Raw genomic sequence first — 18,801 nt, 5'->3', positions numbered from 1 at the left:
GGATTAACAATCATTATGAAGAGAATTATATTGACAGGCGGCGGTACAGCAGGTCATGTCACACCAAACATGGCACTTATGCCGGAGCTGAAGAAGCACGGATATGACATCCAGTACATCGGTTCATATGACGGCATGGAAAAAAAGCTTATAGAAGATATGGGCATCCCTTATCACGGCATAGCTTCAGGAAAGCTCAGAAGATACTTCTCAATGAAGAACTTCTCAGATCCGTTCAAGGTACTTAAAGGAATATCTGAAGCAAAGAAGCTCATGAAAGAGCTCAAGCCTGATGTAGTATTCTCAAAGGGAGGATTTGTCACAGTCCCTGTGGTATTTGCCGCACACTCAGCAGGTATCCCTGTGGTGATACACGAATCAGATATGACTCCCGGCCTTGCAAATAAGCTCGCCCTTCCAAAGGCGACAAAGGTATGCTGTAACTTCCCTGAGACAAAGGATCTCTTCCCTGAGGGCAAGGCAGTCGTAACCGGAACCCCTATCAGAGAGGAACTTTTCCGCGGCGATTCCGCATTTGCATATAACTACTGCGGTTTCACTGACAACAAGCCTGTTCTCCTTATCGTGGGCGGAAGTTCAGGAAGCGTCATAATCAACAACGCAATAAGAGACAATATCGACCGTCTTCTGGAGACCTTCAACGTCATCCACCTGTGCGGCAAGGACAATCTGGATGAATCCCTCAAGGATAAGAAGGGCTATGTCCAGTACGAATATGTAAAGAAGGAACTTGCAAGCATGCTTGCACTGTGCGATATCATCATCTCACGTGCAGGAGCCAATGCCATCTGTGAGCTTCTCGCACTCAGAAAACCGAACATCCTCATTCCTCTGTCAAAGGCTGCATCAAGAGGTGATCAGATCCTCAACGCCCAGTCATTTGAGAAGAGCGGATACAGCTATGTGATCCAGGAGGAAGAGCTGAACACAGATTCCCTGTTCGCCGGAATAAATGAAGTGTACAACAACAAAGAGAAATATATCCAGGCTATGGAGTCCAGCAACCTGACCGACTCAACGGGAATCATCATCAACATGATAGAGGATCTCGTAAACGGCCACGACTGATCTGCATAAGATCTGCAAAAGCAATTATAAAAAGGCAAAATAAAACTCCACACCGTCTAAATCATAGTGATATGTACCCAGAATCCTGGACACATATTTATGAACTAGGCTGAACACATGGATGCTATCCTGTATTGTACAGGTGGCATCCATTTTGTTTTTGCCTGAATTCTTTTGTTATTATAATAATCTATATATTCTTCAACCGCTTGTGAGAATTCTTCGAAGGAAGAATAGTCTTTCTCATAACCATAATACATCTCATTTTTCAATCTTCCAAAGAATGTCTCCATAATACAATTGTCATAGCAATTACCTTTCCGTGACATGGATTGTACAATGCCATGTTCTTGTAAGGCATTTCTAAAATTGACATGCTGATACTGCCACCCCTGATCAGAATGAAATATTAATCCTTCGACAGAAGGAAATTTTTCAAAAGCTTTATTTAGCATTCTTTCTATCTGGCCAAGATTAGGAGTCCTAGATAAATCATATGAAATGATTTCGTTTGTATTCATATCTAACACTGGCGATATATAACACTTTCCCCATGAAAAATTGAATTGAGACACATCTGTGGTCCATTTTTGTAAAGGCGAAGTTGTGCTGAAATCTCTGCCTATTATATTATCAGCAATCTTACCAACTTGTCCCTTATAGGAATGATATTTCTCCTTTGGTCGTTTGCCGGCTAATCCTGATTCATGCATAAGACGCTGAACTCTCTTATGGTTCACCTGATACCCGCGATTAATAAGTTCCTGGTGAACCCTTCTTACGCCATATCTGCGTTTGTTCTCCTCAAAAATATTTTTTATTTCTTCTAGTACTTCTTGATTGCGTTCGGCAACAATATCGTTTCTGTTAATCTCAAAATAGTAAGTAGATTTAGCCATATGCATTGCTTTTAGGAGATACTTTAGTTGATATCCTTTTTCTCTGAGTTCTTTGATGATTGCTGCTTTTTCGCCTTGAGTTGCGCAACCCATTTTTCTTGCCTCAAGGCGATCCGTTTTTTTATTACTTCATTCTCGGCTTTGATATATTCATTTTCAGTTCTCAAGCGTATCAGTTCTTCTCGTTCCGATTCTGTTAAAGGTAATGGATTTGTTGATTTTTTCATTCTCGGTTCCTTTGTTGGTCGTCCTTTTTTACTTTCTACCAATCCATTATATCCTTGTAATTTATATTTGTGTACCCATTGATAAAGCAGTCCTGCATTAATGCCTGCTTCTATGGCAACTTTCGTTCTTGGTGTGCCTGCAATAACCTTTGAAATCAGTTCAAGTTTTTCTTCGGGTGTCCATACCTTATTAAACACCTTATGTTTTAAAACTTCTGGACCATGTAAATCAACCAATCTGGACCATTCTCGTATATGCCTTTTGAGAGTATTGGGATTCAGCCCCTCTGGGATGTCAGGATACGAACCCGAATGATACAATTCAACACACATCATTTTAAACTCATAACTATAACGCATAAAAATACCCTCCTTACTGGTTGTCCAGTAAAGAGGGTACATATCAGTCAGCAGAGTTTTTTTACTGTAGTACAAAATGTTACAGATTTCGCCGGCTGTTCTACATTTTTCTGGTTTGTCAAGTATATATATGAGTAAAAACAATAGGCAAAAGTAATAAAATATACCGAAAACGTGACGAAAAACTCTATTGACATAAATGGGTATGGTGAAGGTTTCACAAAAAAGGAAGTTTAAACCAAGGGAAAACGGTTCGAAAACCGTCAAAATGTTGCAAAATTTGTGCACGTATACAATTTAGACAAAAGTTCAAAAATTTTTTTGAGCAATAATCACATAGAATGAAAAATGCCAATGATGTAGAATAACAATAGTTTTTAGGGTGAACAAAAACAAGATTATATACACTACGGAGGTAATTTCAAATGGCAAGTTTATCACTTAAGAACATTTACAAGGTATATCCTAACGGATTCAACGCAGTTAAGGACTTCAACCTTGAGATCGAAGACAAGGAGTTCATCATCTTTGTTGGACCATCAGGATGTGGAAAGTCAACAACTCTTAGAATGATAGCAGGACTTGAGGATATCAGCTCAGGTGAGTTATGGATCGGCGACAAGCTCGTAAACGATGTAGAGCCAAAGGACAGAGATATTGCGATGGTATTCCAGAACTACGCTCTGTACCCACATATGTCAGTATATGATAACATGGCATTTGGACTTAAGTTAAGAAAGGTTCCAAAGGAGAAGATCGACAAGGCTGTACATGAGGCAGCTAAGATTCTTGATATCGAGCATCTTCTTGACAGAAAGCCAAAGGCTTTATCAGGTGGACAGAGACAGCGAGTTGCTATGGGACGTGCAATTGTCCGTGAGCCAAAGGTATTCCTTATGGACGAGCCTCTTTCAAACCTTGATGCTAAGCTTCGTGTACAGATGCGTGTTGAGATCTCAAAGCTTCATCAGAGACTCCAGACAACTATCATCTACGTAACACATGACCAGACAGAGGCTATGACACTTGGTACAAGAATCGTAGTTATGAAGGATGGTATCATCCAGCAGGTAGATACACCTCAGAACCTCTACGACAAGCCATGTAACCTGTTCGTTGCCGGATTCATGGGTATGCCACCTATGAACTTCATCGATTGTAAGGTTGTTAAGTCAGGTGCTGACGTTCTCCTTATGTTCGGTTCACATTCAATCAAGGTTCCAGACAGCAAGGCTGAGAGACTTATCGCACTTGATGCTATCGATAAGGAAGTTGTTCTTGGTATCCGTCCAGAGGATATTCATGATGAGCAGCTCTTCATCGAGTCATCACCAGAGAGCGTAATCGATGCAAGAATCAACATCTACGAGATGCTTGGTGCCGAGGTTTACTTATACTTCACAATCGACCAGTTCGATATCACCGCAAGAGTAAATGCTCGTACAACAGCTAGACCTGGCGACACAGTTCAGTTCGCATTTGACTTAAGCAAGATTCATATCTTCGATAAGGAGACAGAGGAGATCCTTGTTAACTAGTCTTAGATAACACATAGAACTTACAATTACACTCCAGATAACTGGAAACAGTAGTTTAATTCTTGAAAAATTGAGAAAATGCAGAAAATACATATAAAAAATCTGCATTTTCTCTTTTTTTTTCTACAATTTTGCTTTAAAATAAGAGTAATGGATTACGGGATAAAACGTATAATGAGTATAAGGAGTGAAAAGAATGATATCAAACCAGATTCTTCAGGATACAATAGACGGATTAAAAGGTATAACAAGAACTGACCTGTGCGTGTTGGACACAGAGGGAAAAGTGCTTGCGTCAACACTTAAGGATATAGATGACTGCGAGGATTCAGTTCGTGCATTTGTTGATTCACCGGCAGAGAGCCAGGTTGTAAGAGGTTATCAGTTCTTCAAGGTGTTTGACGATAACCAGTTAGAGCATATTCTCATGGCAAAGGGCGAGACCGATGATACATATATGGTCGGCAAGATTGCAGCATTTCAGATCCAGAACCTTCTGGTCGCATACAAGGAGAGATTTGACAAGGACAACTTTATCAAGAACCTTCTCTTAGACAATCTCCTTCTGGTTGATATCTACAACAGAGCAAAGAAGCTCCACATAGATACTGATGTGAGAAGAATCGTATTTATCATAGAGACAAAGAATGAGAAGGATACCAATGCACTTGAGACAGTACGTAATATCTTCTCAGCCAAGACAAAGGATTTCATCACTGCTGTGGACGAGAAGAACATCATTCTTGTCAAGGAAGTCAAGTCCAACGAGACATATGACGACATGAACAAGATTGCCAAGGTCATCGTTGACATGCTCAATACCGAGGCGATGTCATCTGTACATGTATCATTCGGAACAATTGTCAATGAGATAAAGGAAGTTTCACGTTCATACAAAGAGGCTAAGATGGCTCTGGATGTTGGAAAGATATTCTATGAGAACACAGATATCATAGCATACAGCAATCTTGGAATAGGGCGACTTATTTACCAGCTTCCACTTCCTCTGTGCAAGATGTTCATCAGAGAGATATTTGACGGCAAGAGCCCTGATGAGTTTGACGAGGAGACTTTGTCAACTATCAACAAGTTCTTTGAGAACAGCTTGAACGTATCAGAGACATCAAGACAGTTGTACATCCACAGAAATACTCTGGTATACAGACTTGATAAGTTGCAGAAGAGCACAGGCCTTGATTTGAGAGTATTCGAGGATGCCATCACATTCAAGATCGCTCTTATGGTTGTAAAGTACATGAAGTACATGGAGTCACTGGATTATTAAAATGTCCGGTGGACAGTTATCTGGAATATAGATTGCATAGAAGCGGCAGCCTTACATATGGATATATGAAGACTGCCGCATCGTGTATTAATTTTAATTCACAAACTATACACAACAAAACAATCAATATGTAGTATAATGAAGCGTGGATGAAATGAATCAGAATCATCCGACTATGGACAAATGTAAGATAATGTACAGTTTATGCCGTAAAGAGGCAATATAGGAGACATGAGATGATAGAGTTAGAGAACGTGAGTATGACATATCCTGGGGGCAATCAGGCGCTCAAGAATGTGAACATCAATATAGAAAAAGGCGAGTTCGTATTTATAGTTGGAAGCAGTGGATCAGGCAAGACCACTCTGTTTAGGCTTCTGCTCAAGGAGCTCGATCCTACGGAGGGCAATATCACTGTTGCCGGATACGACTATGGCAAGATAAAGAGAAAAGATATACCGAAGGTCAGAAGAAGGATTGGAGTCGTATTCCAGAACTTCAGGCTTCTGAAGGACAGGACTATATACGAGAATGTTGCATTTGCACAGAGAGTTATCCAGACTCCGGCGAGATACATCAGAAGACGTGTTCCGGCCATGCTGACGCTGGTTGGACTTGCAGACAAGTACAAATCATATCCAAAAGAGCTCTCAGGTGGTGAGCAGCAGAGAGTTGCCATGGCGAGAGCACTGGTCAACAATCCTGACATCATACTGGCGGATGAGCCTACAGGAAATCTCGATCCTAAGAACTCACTGGATATCATGAACCTCCTTGAGGATATCAACAAGAGAGGAACCACAGTTGTCGTGGTAACCCACAACAAGGATATCGTCAATGAGATGAAGAAGAGAGTTATCACCCTGAAGAAGGGTGTAATTATCAGCGACGAGAAGGAAGGAGGATATATAGATGAAGATTAGTACATTTTTCTATATCCTCAGACAGGGCTTTGCAAATATAAGAAGAAATATTCTGTTCTCACTTGCATCACTTGGAACCATCATATCATGTCTGTTCCTCTTTGGAATCATATATGCGGTAGTTGTAAACTTTCAGTCCGGTATGCAGGAGCTTGAGAATACAGTTACAATATCAGTGTTCTTTGACGAGGATGTGTCGGACGACACGATACAGCTTATCGGATCACAGATAAGAACTCTGGATTATGTAAACACGATGGATTACGTGTCGGCGGATGACGCATGGAATAAATTTGTTGAGCAGAACTACGATGATCCACAGGCGGCAAAGAATGCATTTGGCGAGGACAATCCACTTAAGAATTCGGCCTCATATGAGGTTACGCTCAAGGATGTGGCCAGACAGCCGGAGTTCGTGGCATTTGCCCAGGGGCTTTCAGGAGTCAGAAAGGTCAAGAGCTCTGACGTGACTGCGGACAGCATCACGACACTGTCATCCCTTGTCGGATATGCATCCATAGGAATAGTTGTGATACTGATGCTGGTATCTATCTTCCTTATAAGCAATACTATCACCATAGGTATCACGGTGCGAAAGGAAGAGATAGGGATCATGAAGCTGATCGGTGCGACAAATGTATTTGTACGGGCGCCGTTCATCATAGAGGGTGTGATCATAGGTGCGGTCGGTTCGGCTATACCTCTGGTTCTTCTGTACTACATGTATGATAAGATACTGACATATGTTGCCGGAAGATTTAAGGTTGTCACAACGCTGTTTGCATTTGTGAGCCAGCATGACCTGTTCAAGACCATGATACCGGTTGGACTTGTGCTTGGTATCGGTGTTGGACTGGTAGGAAGTATCCTTACCACGAGGAAGCATTTGAGAGTATGATATAATGAGCATTGCGACGGATGCGCTTGCGCAAGACGTCATAATGCGAATGCCCTCATTGAGCCGGCAGGCGATATAATATAATGAAGCACGCTGATGCGTGCGCAGGTCATCGCGCTCACGCACGACGACATAAGATATACTAGTTAATTGTTAGATGGGGATAACAAGGAGTAGTAGATTATGAAAAAGAAAGTCGATGTAAAAGGGAATATCAGAAGGATGGCATTGCTTGTTGCGGGATGTGTAGTCATGGGGGGCATGGCTGCGTCTCAGACCGGGGGAAATATGGCATATGCCATGACGAAGGAAGAGGCTGAGCGTCAGAAGGATGATGCCAGTGAAAACGAGAAGAATGCCAAGGACGTTCTGGATTCTCTGGAGGAACAGCAGAACAAGATCGTTCAGGACGTTGCGGATCTGGATGCCAAGATGACATCCGTCCAGACTCAGATAACGAGCCTGCAGGAGCAGACAGACGAGCTCCAGACGGAGATAGACACAACTCAGAAAAGTCTGGATGAAGCTCAGAAGGCAGAGGATGAGCAGTATGAGGCGATGAAGCAGAGAATACAGTATCTGTATGAGGAGGGGGAGACGGAATATGTCGATGCCCTGCTCACATCCATATCATTCAGCGATCTCCTGAACAAATCAGAGTATATAGACCAGATATCGGAATACGATCAGAGGCAGCTTGCAAAGCTGATCAAGACCAAGACAGATATAGCCAATTATGAGGCGCAGCTTGAATCTGACCTCAGACAGGTGGAGTCGGTCAAGACGGATCTGGAGAGTAACGAGGCTGAACTGCAGACCATTATAGATCAGAAGCAGGAAGAGATCACCAGATATGATGGTGATATAGAAGCCCAGAAGTCGTTGATGAACAAGTTCACTGTGGCCCGTGAGGAAGCCGAGAGACGTATCGCGGAGATATCCAGACAGGAGATGGGCAAGGCAAATGCAAATGGTACGGGTGCGTATACGAAAGATGGAAAGGTATACGACACCTCCAAATATAAGGGCAAATTCATGTGGCCGGTATCGACCGGAGGTGTTATCACGGATGAATTTGGTTACCGAGATGCTCCTACAGCGGGAGCAAGTACATATCATCAGGGACTTGATATAGGCTGTGATTATGGAACAGATATTGTTGCGGCGGAGGCCGGCACAGTCGTGATGTCCTGCTACAATGGCGGTGGTGGCAACATGGTCATGATCAGCCACGGCGGCGGAATATGTACGGTATATATGCACAACTCACAGCTATGTGTAAATGTTGGCGACAAGGTTGTGAAAGGTCAGGTCATAGCAAAGGCAGGAAGTACGGGTGTGTCGACAGGTCCGCATTGCCATTTTGGCGTGTCGATAGACGGAACGTATGTCAATCCGCATGACTTCCTTGGACAGTAGACCGGGCAGGGGATATGGAGAGATTCAGGTATTTGATGGCAATACAAGGTTAGGAGATAATGATATGAGGAAAATGTTGAAGAAGACAGTAGTGACAGCGGTGCTGGCAAGTACGGTGATCGGTCTGACGGGCTGCGGTACATCAGGTGTGTTCAGTGGCACACTCAGCGGCAAAACCGGCAGTTCCACCAAGATAACCTATGATGGCAATCTGTTGGATGCGGACGTATTTGACAAGACAGAGAAGATCGAGAGTATCATAGACAATTATTATTACAATGATATTGACGATGATACGATCAGGGAGGGCATATACAAGGGTATAATGGAATCCCTTGACGATCCGTATGCACAGTATTACACCAAGGAAGAGTATGCCAAGCTGCAGGAGGATGATTCAGGTGAGTATGCCGGAATCGGAGTTACGGTCAGCAAGGATGAGGATACGGGATATGTCCGTGCGGTAAATATCCTTGAGGGTGCACCGGCTGAGAAGGTGGATATACAGCCTGATGACATTATTGTACAGATAGACGATCACGAGATCACTACAGACGATGATCTTGACTACCTCGTATCACTCATAAGAGGCGATGCTGGAACTGATGTTACGCTGAAGATATACAGGGAGCGTGATAAGGCTTACCACGATGTCACCATCACCAGGGAGATCGTTGAGTACAGCACGGTATCATCATTTATGATAGACGACAAGATCGGATATGTGAGGATCACGCAGTTCATAGACAACACAGACGAGCTTTTCCAGAAGGCAGTTGAGGAGCTCAAGAATGAGGGCATGCAGGCACTGATGATCGATGTCAGAAGTGATCCGGGTGGAATGCTTACCACGGTCGTAAACATTTGCGACTATCTGCTCCCAGAGGGAACCATAGTGTCCATCAAGGACAAGACCGGCAAGGTTGTGGACGAGTATAAATCGACAGATGATGAATACCTCGATATGCCTATGGTAGTCCTGACAAATGAGTACAGTGCCAGTGCGTCAGAGATACTTACATCGGCACTCAAGGAATTCGGGGCTGCAACTGTTGTAGGAAAGAATACCTACGGTAAGGGAATCGTGCAGAGTGTTATACCACTTGGTGATGGCACAGCGATCAAGCTCACGACACAGAAGTATTTCACACACGATGACAACGATATCCACAAGAAGGGTGTTGCGCCTGATATTGAAGTGGATCTTCCAGATGATTATACCTATGAGGATTTCCAGGGCAAGAATGACAGCCAGTACCAGAAGGGTATTGAGGTTCTGAAGGAGAAGCTGAAGTAGGGACCAAGATAGAGATTGGTATAAATATAGTTATATAATAGATTTCAATATTGAGTGGGCAGGGCAGATGACGTTACTGCGTTATATAAATTTGTCAGTGAAGTATCTGTTCGAATGCTATCGTATATGTAAAATGCATAAATAATTAAAACAACATAATTTTTAGATAATATGCAGCACAAAAGTGCTGCATATTGTGTTATACTAGGAAATGTTCAGAAATATGTTATAGGTAAATAAAAGGCAACAAAGGAGATATACATGGATAAGGAACTGATTATCGTATTGGACTTTGGCGGACAGTACAACCAACTGATCGCCAGACGTGTAAGAGAGTGTAATGTATATGCCGAAGTACATCCGTACACATTGCCGCTGGAGAAGATCAAGGAGATGAATCCAAAGGGAATCATCTTTACCGGCGGACCAAACAGCGTATACAAAGACGATTCACCTAGCTGCAGCAAGGAGATATTCGAACTGGGTATTCCTATTCTCGGAATATGTTACGGTTCACAGCTCATGGCTCATCTGCTGGGCGGCAAGGTCAGCACGGCCCCTGTCAGCGAGTATGGAAGAACAGAGGTTGAGGTTGACAAGACATCCAAGCTGTTTGCAGATGTGAATGACAAGACCATCTGCTGGATGAGTCACACAGACTATATTGCAGAGGTGCCAGAGGGTTTCAAGAAGACAGCTTACACTCCTGTATGCCCAGTGGCAGCCATGGAGAATGCTGAGAAGAAGCTGTATGCGACTCAGTTCCACCCAGAGGTTATGCACACCGAGGAAGGTATGAAGATGCTCAGAGCATTTGTCATGGATGTATGCCAGTGTGCAGGCGACTGGAAGATGGATTCATTTGTAAAAGATACAATAGAGAGTCTCCGTGCCAAGATAGGCGATGGCAAGGTGCTGTGCGCCCTGTCAGGCGGTGTTGACTCATCAGTAGCTGCGGTTCTCCTGTCCAAGGCGATAGGCAAGCAGCTTACATGTGTGTTCGTAGACCACGGCCTTCTTCGTAAGAACGAGGGCGACGAGGTTGAGGCGGTATTTGGACCGGACGGCCCATATGACCTGAACTTCATCAGAGTAAATGCTCAGGACAGATTCTACAGCAAGCTTGCCGGAGTAACCGAGCCTGAGGCAAAAAGAAAGATAATAGGTGAGGAGTTTATCCGTGTATTCGAGGAAGAGGCCAAGAAGATCGGTGCCGTGGACTTCCTCGTACAGGGAACCATATATCCTGACGTCATTGAGTCAGGCCTTGACAAGTCAGCAGTCATCAAGTCCCACCACAACGTAGGCGGACTTCCTGACTATGTAGATTTCAAGGAGATCGTGGAGCCACTCCGTCTTCTCTTCAAGGACGAGGTCCGCAAGGCCGGCCTTGAGCTTGGAATCCCAGAGTACCTGGTATTCCGTCAGCCATTCCCGGGCCCAGGCCTTGGAATAAGAATCATCGGAGAGGTCACAGCCGAGAAGGTCAAGATCGTTCAGGATGCCGATGCCATCTACCGCGAGGAGATCGCAAAGGCAGGCCTCGACAGAAGCCTCGGTCAGTACTTCGCAGCCCTGACCAACATGCGCTCAGTTGGCTGTATGGGAGATTTCAGAACGTACGATTACGCCGTAGCACTCCGTGCTGTAAATACAACAGACTTCATGACAGCTGATTGTTCAGAGATACCATTTGAGGTGCTTCAGAAGGTAATGAACAGGATTATTAATGAGGTCAAGGGTGTTAATAGAGTAATGTATGATCTGACTAGTAAGCCGCCTGGAACGATTGAGTTTGAATAAGAGCCACAAGTCTTGGAATCCGCTAAACAAGCGGGTTCCGAGACTTTTTCTTTTGCTCTGCTACTAATTTGCTACTAATAGCAACTACTCTTTTTCTATCGTTTTCAGTTGGTTGTCATTAACTTTAATAGCAAGAAACCCTGATGACTGCTGGATTTCTTTTATATGATCTTTCTTTGTGGCATCTGGATGATTTTCCCTGATGCGGTATTTGGTGGTACTAACGCAGGTCCGAACTGAGGTCGGATTGTTACATCTGAGCCGTTGTCCTGAGTCTGCGGCACTTCACATGTGATACCTACTGCTTCAAGCAGTGGGTTATCAGATGGTGGTTCAGGTGTTGGCGAATCTGTTGCCTGCAATGATTCCAGACTATGCACAAGCTCCTGCTGTTTATGTGGAAACAGATGAGAGTATGTGTTAAGTGTTGTGGATACTTTCTCGTGTCCGAGCCTGTCTGCTAACATCAGCGCATCACAGCCCTGATTAATAAGTAAGCTGGCGTGCGAATGCCTGATATCGTGGATTCGTATCTTCTTTACACCTGTGTTTTTGCAACCTCTTATCATCTCATGTGAGAGATATGATTTTGTTACCGGGAACAGCCTTTCATCTGCATCAAGCATATACCTTGACTGGATATAGTCTGATAGCTCCTGGCAGAGAAAATCCGGAATCGGAATCTTTCGCTTACTTTTTCTTGTCTTAGGTGATGTAAATACATCTTTTCCTTCTATTCGCTGATATGTTCTGTTGATGGATATTGTCTTGTTATCAAGGTCAATATCAGCAGGTGATAGAGCAAGCAGTTCACCTTCTCGTATACCAGTCCAGTACAGGACTTCAAAGCATATATACGATAGCGACTTGTCTTTTACACCCTCACGGAAAGCAATATATTCATCGTAAGTCCAGTAATCCATTTCCTCAGCCTTTGCTTTTCCAATGGTGCCTGCCTTGCCGCAGGGGTTGGTGTTAAGGTCATAGAAACGCTTGGCGTAATTGATGATGCTGTTAAGCTCCGTGTTAATCTTTTTCAGATAGGTCTGGGAGTAATTATTAGGCGAACTCATAAGCTTCGCCTGCCATCTTCGTACATCAGAGGCTTTGATTTCATTTATCGGCTTGCTACCGAAGAATGGAAGAATATGCGTCTGTAGTACCGCCTTTTTTGTCAGAAGAGTTGACTGCTTAAGTCTTGCAGCCATATCCTCCATATAAATTTCATAAAGGTTTTGAAATGTCATGTCAGGATTGGCAGACTGCTTTTCCAGAAAATCCCTTTCAAATCCTAAGGCTTCCTTTTTGGTGGCAAAGCCTCTTTTCCACTTCTGTTTTTTGATTCCCTGCCAGTTCGTATAATAGAACTTGGCGAACCATTTACCAGTTTTTTCATCTTTGTAAGCTGGCATGAATATCATCTCCTTTTTGTAAAATTGTTGTGCAATCATCAAAAGGCTATGATATAATCTACTTGTTCAGGGTGATTATAAAGCCTTCGGGTCAATCACTTACATAGCTTCGGTTATTCCTTTTGCGAGAAGGAGTGTGCCGGAGCTTTTTCTTTATTAAAGGTGTAAGCCTGCAATTATTCAGTTTTTGAATCGGCTTCATTATCCAGTCTGGAATCCTTATAATATGCCAACATATCTGATTTCCATGAATCAAACTTTTCTTTTGAAATTTTTCCTGTCTGAAGCATATTCTTCTTTGTTATCCAGTTTTCCATAAAGAGACAGAAGTCTGCATCATATTTTCCATTGCCTTTGCCATTAACCTTAATCCCGGCAGTCCATTCAGGACTTTCAGGAGGTTTGGTGTTGGTCAGCTCAAATGAAAAATCAGTAAGTTCAGTTATGGCAAAAAGAGCATTGATTACATCTGACATAGTGTGGAATTCATATGATGTTGACTGTTTTATTGGTTCTTTTGCAGCATTATCAATTCCTGCCGGATATAAAAGCTCCTGAAATGGAATGTTCAGCTCATTAGCAACTTCCTTTACTACATCCAGCTTCATGATAATCTCACCGGATTCATACTTCTGAATGGTGCGTTCTGATTTACCAAGTCTTTTTGCAAATTCCTTCTGTGTTATCTTTTGAGCCCTGCGGTGCTTCTGGATGTTCTTTCCAATCTCCTGTGGAGACGGAATGTCCATAATGTAAGCCATGTGGTTCACCTTCCTTTATATAAAATAGTCCGTTGTAAAGATACGTATCAGATTGATATTAAATGAAATACGTATCAGTAAGTGACTTATTTATGATTGTATGATTACTTTATCATAAATAAAAACGAATTGCAAGTGCGTAATTATAAAAAGTTCTATTGACAAATTTTGAAAAGGATATTAAAATAAACACGAATTAAAAATACGGATTAAATAAAGAACAGGATAGCTGTTTTGCGAAAACACGTATTTAAAATAACAATTTATGAAAGGAGGAGCTGCATGAAGGGTATAAAGGAAGCATTCATAGATGCAGGTGAGATAAGCCAGATGCTTGGTATCGGGATGACAAAGGCATATGCAATTATAAAGGAATATAATGCAGAGCTTGAGGCAAAAGGTTATTTCACCATGCGGGGCAAATGTCCAAGGAAGTACTTTGAACAGAAAATCTATGGTTACGAAGATTATTACAATCCGGATTATGAGCCACAGCGTAACCGAAGCAAGGTTGTAGAAGAAATGGATTATGAAGCGGCAGTTGGGGATTCTGTGATAAGTGAACATGATGAAGTGGATATACCGCCTGAAACAAATGAATTGCCGGAAGATGGTGCTGAGATAGCAGAAAATGTGATGTCGGATGCAGATGTAATGGTGGAAGAGACAACTGAATAGGTGAATCCAGCGAGTGGGGGCAAAAAGCGCCCCCAAAATGTGCAAATGGGGGCAGAAAGCGCCCCCAAAACCACAAAGTGGGGGCAGAAAGCGCCCCCGCACAAATCAGAGCCGAAAAAGTGTGGAGGCAAAAAGTGCCGTCAAAATGGAAAAGTGGGGGCAAAAAGCGCCGTCAAAACAGCAAAGTGACGGCAAAAAGCGCCACCACTCAGATAAGCGAGAAAAAAGTTATGGTGGCGGAAAGTGCCGTCAAAATGGAAAAGTGGTGGCGGAAAACGCCACTAAAACAGCAAAGTGATGGCAAAAAGAGCCACCACTTTTAAATCAGGTGGAACTTTAGTCACCATATCAGTAATTGTGGTGGTACATTAACCACCACAAATCATATACAGGGTGCAGGTGCTCCTGCCAAGATGAAAAATTATGTAAACGCTGATGCGTTTATATTTTTTCGGGAAAAGGTCCGACCTTTTCCGCATCTTGCAAAACCTATAAGCAGAACTTTTAGAAAGGATGAAAAAAGTAATGGTACAGATAAAAAGAGATTGGTTTGATACAGAATTTGGAAATTACGAAAGGGGAAAAACGTATGGCAGATGGAAAGAGAAGATACAAGTCTGACAGGAAAGATTATAAGATATCGGTGAAGCTGTCAGAGAAAGATATGGATATTCTAAAAGTAGCACTTAAACGAACAGGAATGACAGCAAGTGCATATATAAGAGAATTGATCCGGACAGGCGGCAACATTGATACAAGTTATCCAGAGGACAGGGCAAGAGTAATCCGTGTTATTGCCGGTATTGCAAATAATATTAATCAGGCAGTAAAGCTTGGCAATTCACAGGGAAAGTTATATTACAGCGATATTGATAAACTGCAGAGCAGTCTGGATGATATAAAGAAAACATTTGGGGAGGTGCTGGAAATATGGCGATTACAAAGATCCTGAATATCATGGAATCGGAAGGAAGAAATCCGGCATCGCACCTGAAGAATGCTTTGGAATATATCCAGAATCCGGATAAGACAGAAGAATGTGTACTGGTGGGCGGTATTAACTGCCTGCCGGATACGGCATTTGAGCAGATGGAGGAGACAAAGAATATATTTCATAAGACAGGTAAAAGACAAGGCTATCATGTGATTATATCGTTTTCGCCGGAAGAAAAAGTAACTGCAGAACAGGCAATGTACGTTCTGGAGCACTTTGCGAAGGATGTGCTTGGTGATGATTATGAGGCTGTGTATGCAGTCCACACAGACAGAGAGCATATGCATGGACATCTTATCTGGAACAGTGTCAGCATGACAACCGGCAAGAAATACAATTCACCGAAAAGCAACTGGAAGAATCATCTCCAGCCTATCACAAATAAATATTGTGATGAACTTGGACTTTCCATAATGCCGGCAGAGTACAGCAAGAATCCAAAGAATATCAGCAGGGACAAGTGGGAAAAGGAAATGTCCATGAAAGAGATAATTCTCAGGGATGCCAAGATGTGTGCATATGCAGCCGGGAATGTGGAGCATTTTAAATATCTGATGAAACGGCTTGGATATGTATTTAAGAAAGACGCGTGGATGGAAGTGCAGGCACCGGGATTTCGATATTATCATAAACTGGCAAAGCTGGACGAGATGTTTTCAGAAGATATGTTACGGCATTATGTGGATATGCCTTGGATGGCAAAGCCTTACTTTTATTCGTCGGATATCAGAGGATTGCACAGGGCGAAGCTGTCACCATTCCAGAAGAAGTTTTATGCAAAGCTGTACAGGTTAAGGATTGTAGAGCAGAAGCGTTTTGCAGTCGGTGGAGCAAAGTATACAGAGGATTTGAAGCGGTTTCATCAGTTACAGGACGAATATCTGCTGATTGTAAATAATGACATCAAAAGTGTTGTGGATCTTGTGGATTTCATAAATGAGCAGGAAGAAAAGATTCTGCAGATTGAGGACAGACAGCATGAGATATACAGAGAAAGCTCTAGTCGGAAACGCAGTATAAAGAATGAAGAGCAGTACCGGGAATATCAGATATGGCATATGGAAGTGCAGGAAGAACTGGATGAGCTTAAGCAGGAGAAAAGGGGAATTAAGAGGAAGATACAGCTTGCTGATGACATTATAAAAGAAGATTTGTATACGGCTTATTATGCGGTGTCGGGGAATGAGGAGATTGTTGCTGACAGGGATGTTGAGATACCGGGGATGGAAGAAAAGACTGCGGTTGAGGAAGTGGCGGCAGTAGTTGTTGAGCCTGATGCAAATGTTCAGGTAATGAATCCAGGCAATAATCAGAATGAAATAGGCAGACAGAGGGAGCAAGTTGATAGTGCGAGAAAACAAGAGACTGATGTAAAAGGTAAAAGTGAGTTTGTGGAACCTAAAGAAAAAGAGCCTATGGACAAAGTTGGCTGGATTGTAAGGAGAATATCAGAGCTAGGAGGTTGTGAGAATGTCAGTGATTCTGTTAAGGCAGATATATTCGGATTTGATATTGCTGATGTAAGTGGAAGCATAAGGTTGTTCTCGGATGTAATGAAACGACTGGGGATAAAGCTGGATGGAGATGGGCTTTATGAGGAGTTTCAGAGGATTTATGATGAGAGTGTTATTAGAAATGCTGATAAGCATAGAGAAGAACCTATAGAAAAGAACAGGGTATTAAAAGGCAGATGATTTCCATATGGAAGATATAAAAGGAACAGATGTTTGGCAAAAAAAACTTGTAATTATTCAGATAAGTGAATATAATAGAATATATGATTGGAGACCAGCTATGAAAAGTCAACCATAAATTAGAAAGAAATTTCTTTTTCATATCGGTGGTAAAAAAGGGTAACTTTAATAGAGCTCCCTTAGGGTGCTTTTTCAAAATCTATCGATATTGGTATACAGACCTCTTATTCGAGGTTAAATTCTACTTCGTCAGTGAGCATCTTCCAAATGACTCTGACAAGCTTGCCGGCACAGTGCCCAAGTGCATTGTAGTGAGACCGGCCTTCAGCCCTCTTGACGTCATAATAAGCCTTGAAGGTTGTGTTGTTTCTAACAACGTTCCAAGCTGCATTTACAAGAGCGTAGCGTAAAACACGCGAGCCACGTTTGGACATCCTTGTTGTCTTAGCCTGAAAGTTACCAGACTGATAAACCGAAGGATCCAGACCTGCAAAAGCAAGCAGCTTGCTGGGATTGGAGAAACGGTGAATATCACCTATTTCACCTAGGATCATTCCACCATTGATATAACCGATACTAGGAATGGTCATGATGACAGAATCGTTGAATTTTATGATATCCGTCATCTCAGCTTCAATCTTATCTAATTGGCTATCCAGTAACTCGATTTGTTGAATGGTTTGAGTTATCTGAATAGATATAGCGCTGTCGTTAGCACCGACAGACTTCTGTGCGAGAACTCTTAATTCTTTGGCCTGCTCTTTGGTAAAGTGTCCGTGTGAGTTCACTTTGAGTAGATTAGCCAGATGAGTCATATGCATGGAAGCAATCTTTTTTGGAGAAGGTGCTTCTTTTAAAAGAGCATAGACAGCGTTCTGATGCAGACCGGATTTGAAAAAGTATTGAATCTCCGGAAATACCTGATCAACATAGGTTGTCAGCTGGATTTTCAAACGGGTGCGTTGTTTTATTGTCTTCTGACGAAAACGCCCCAAGGCCTTAAGATCCATCATATCAAGGTCATAGAAACTGACGAATCTGAGGTCATCCTGCATCATAAGAGTTTTAGCAATCACATATGTGTCGACCTTATCTGTCTTCGTTTTGCGAATGTTGTTTTTACGCATCTGACAGGTTTTGATGGGGTTCAACACACACACTTGGTAAAGCTCAGCAACAAGGTATCGAACAAGGTTGTCACCGTAGTGTGCCGTCGACTCAAGACCGATGATGATGCTGTTCTTGTCGAATGATTCGAACTTAGAGACCAGCAGTTGGAAGCCATCAGCGTCGTTTGTGAATTTGAACGGCTCAAGAATTATTTCACCGTCGGAAGAAATCGCAGCGGCAAAATGGTTAAGTTTGGCAATATCAATGCCTACGTAAATTCTCATGAGGTTGAACCTCCCTTTCCTAAAGTCTGATACCATGATGTCCACCATCGATTATCATCGTAGACTTGATAGAAATAAGTACTCAGAGTAAAAAACACTCCGGCAACATCCAGCTAATAAACAATACAGA

At 42.6% G+C, this 18,801-nt stretch carries 18 protein-coding genes; 13 read left to right on the top strand and 5 right to left on the bottom strand.

The annotated features are described in order from the left end of the window. Window positions 1–15: 15 nt before the first annotated feature. Window positions 16–1,089: an undecaprenyldiphospho-muramoylpentapeptide beta-N-acetylglucosaminyltransferase gene (locus tag ARA78_RS05215; RefSeq protein ID WP_022216000.1), complete on the top strand. Its 1,074-nt coding sequence runs from the start codon at window positions 16–18 to the stop codon at window positions 1,087–1,089. Window positions 1,090–1,193: 104 nt separating this feature from the next. On the opposite strand, the gene ARA78_RS05210 is transcribed toward ARA78_RS05215, so the two are convergent. Both ARA78_RS05210 and ARA78_RS05205 read right to left on the bottom strand, forming a co-directional pair. Next, a complete protein-coding gene (locus ARA78_RS05210; RefSeq protein WP_082418098.1) occupies window positions 1,194–2,081 on the bottom strand; it encodes an IS3 family transposase in 888 nt (295 codons plus the stop codon). Further along, window positions 2,012–2,575, bottom strand: a complete 564-nt coding sequence (locus tag ARA78_RS05205) for a transposase (protein WP_055147328.1) — start codon at window positions 2,573–2,575, stop codon at window positions 2,012–2,014. Before ARA78_RS05205 ends, ARA78_RS05210 begins: the two co-directional genes overlap by 70 nt. Before the next feature lie 425 nt (window positions 2,576–3,000). Between ARA78_RS05205 and ARA78_RS05200 the strand changes: the two genes are divergently transcribed. From ARA78_RS05200 to guaA, 7 genes are all read left to right on the top strand, one after another. Continuing rightward, a complete protein-coding gene (locus ARA78_RS05200; protein WP_004851294.1) occupies window positions 3,001–4,113 on the top strand; it encodes an ABC transporter ATP-binding protein in 1,113 nt (370 codons plus the stop codon). A 196-nt stretch (window positions 4,114–4,309) separates the two neighbouring features. Beyond that, a complete protein-coding gene (locus ARA78_RS05195) occupies window positions 4,310–5,398 on the top strand; it encodes a PucR family transcriptional regulator (RefSeq protein WP_055224350.1) in 1,089 nt (362 codons plus the stop codon). A gap of 236 nt (window positions 5,399–5,634) precedes the next feature. Then, a complete protein-coding gene (ftsE, locus tag ARA78_RS05190; protein WP_022216898.1) occupies window positions 5,635–6,321 on the top strand; it encodes a cell division ATP-binding protein FtsE in 687 nt (228 codons plus the stop codon). Beyond that, window positions 6,311–7,219 (top strand): permease-like cell division protein FtsX, encoded by a 909-nt coding sequence (gene ftsX, locus ARA78_RS05185; RefSeq protein ID WP_015533994.1) that lies wholly within the window; start codon window positions 6,311–6,313, stop codon window positions 7,217–7,219. Before ftsE ends, ftsX begins: the two co-directional genes overlap by 11 nt. 183 nt (window positions 7,220–7,402) lie before the next feature. Beyond that, a complete protein-coding gene (locus ARA78_RS05180) occupies window positions 7,403–8,638 on the top strand; it encodes a murein hydrolase activator EnvC family protein (RefSeq protein ID WP_055280126.1) in 1,236 nt (411 codons plus the stop codon). A 64-nt stretch (window positions 8,639–8,702) separates the two neighbouring features. Further along, window positions 8,703–9,935, top strand: a complete 1,233-nt coding sequence (locus tag ARA78_RS05175) for a S41 family peptidase (protein WP_015533992.1) — start codon at window positions 8,703–8,705, stop codon at window positions 9,933–9,935. A 261-nt stretch (window positions 9,936–10,196) separates the two neighbouring features. Next, window positions 10,197–11,738 (top strand): glutamine-hydrolyzing GMP synthase, encoded by a 1,542-nt coding sequence (guaA, locus tag ARA78_RS05170; RefSeq protein WP_055147204.1) that lies wholly within the window; start codon window positions 10,197–10,199, stop codon window positions 11,736–11,738. A 161-nt stretch (window positions 11,739–11,899) separates the two neighbouring features. Here guaA and ARA78_RS05165 read toward each other — a convergent pair whose 3' ends face one another. Both ARA78_RS05165 and ARA78_RS05160 read right to left on the bottom strand, forming a co-directional pair. Beyond that, window positions 11,900–13,150 (bottom strand): site-specific integrase, encoded by a 1,251-nt coding sequence (locus ARA78_RS05165; protein WP_055280124.1) that lies wholly within the window; start codon window positions 13,148–13,150, stop codon window positions 11,900–11,902. Between the two features lie 176 nt (window positions 13,151–13,326). Beyond that, complete coding sequence (locus ARA78_RS05160) at window positions 13,327–13,911, bottom strand: helix-turn-helix domain-containing protein (RefSeq protein ID WP_055280123.1); 585 nt, start codon at window positions 13,909–13,911, stop codon at window positions 13,327–13,329. Between the two features lie 282 nt (window positions 13,912–14,193). Here ARA78_RS05160 and ARA78_RS05155 point away from each other — a divergent pair, with 282 nt between their 5' ends. The 5 genes from ARA78_RS05155 (at window position 14,194) to ARA78_RS05140 (ending at window position 17,277) form a co-directional block, all read left to right on the top strand. Next, complete coding sequence (locus tag ARA78_RS05155) at window positions 14,194–14,589, top strand: hypothetical protein (protein ID WP_055280121.1); 396 nt, start codon at window positions 14,194–14,196, stop codon at window positions 14,587–14,589. A gap of 77 nt (window positions 14,590–14,666) precedes the next feature. After that, window positions 14,667–14,912, top strand: a complete 246-nt coding sequence (locus ARA78_RS13845; protein ID WP_172674892.1) for a hypothetical protein — start codon at window positions 14,667–14,669, stop codon at window positions 14,910–14,912. A 90-nt stretch (window positions 14,913–15,002) separates the two neighbouring features. Continuing rightward, window positions 15,003–15,143, top strand: coding sequence for a hypothetical protein (locus ARA78_RS14080; protein WP_207641794.1), 141 nt, complete (start codon window positions 15,003–15,005; stop codon window positions 15,141–15,143). 35 nt (window positions 15,144–15,178) lie between these two features. Next, a complete protein-coding gene (locus ARA78_RS05145; RefSeq protein WP_055280118.1) occupies window positions 15,179–15,541 on the top strand; it encodes a plasmid mobilization protein in 363 nt (120 codons plus the stop codon). After that, the gene (locus ARA78_RS05140) at window positions 15,520–17,277 is read left to right on the top strand and encodes a relaxase/mobilization nuclease domain-containing protein (RefSeq protein ID WP_055280117.1); all 1,758 of its coding nucleotides are present in this window, start codon (window positions 15,520–15,522) and stop codon (window positions 17,275–17,277) included. Before ARA78_RS05145 ends, ARA78_RS05140 begins: the two co-directional genes overlap by 22 nt. A gap of 224 nt (window positions 17,278–17,501) precedes the next feature. Here the strand turns inward: ARA78_RS05140 and ARA78_RS05135 are convergent, their stop codons facing one another. Further along, window positions 17,502–18,671: an IS110 family transposase gene (locus ARA78_RS05135; RefSeq protein WP_055280116.1), complete on the bottom strand. Its 1,170-nt coding sequence runs from the start codon at window positions 18,669–18,671 to the stop codon at window positions 17,502–17,504. Window positions 18,672–18,801: the final 130 nt, after the last annotated feature.

The sequence above is a fragment of the Coprococcus eutactus genome (genome assembly GCF_001404675.1).
In the GTDB taxonomy this organism is placed as follows: Bacteria; Bacillota; Clostridia; order Lachnospirales; family Lachnospiraceae; genus Coprococcus; species Coprococcus aceti.
This window is presented reverse-complemented; position numbering and strand designations above follow the sequence as displayed.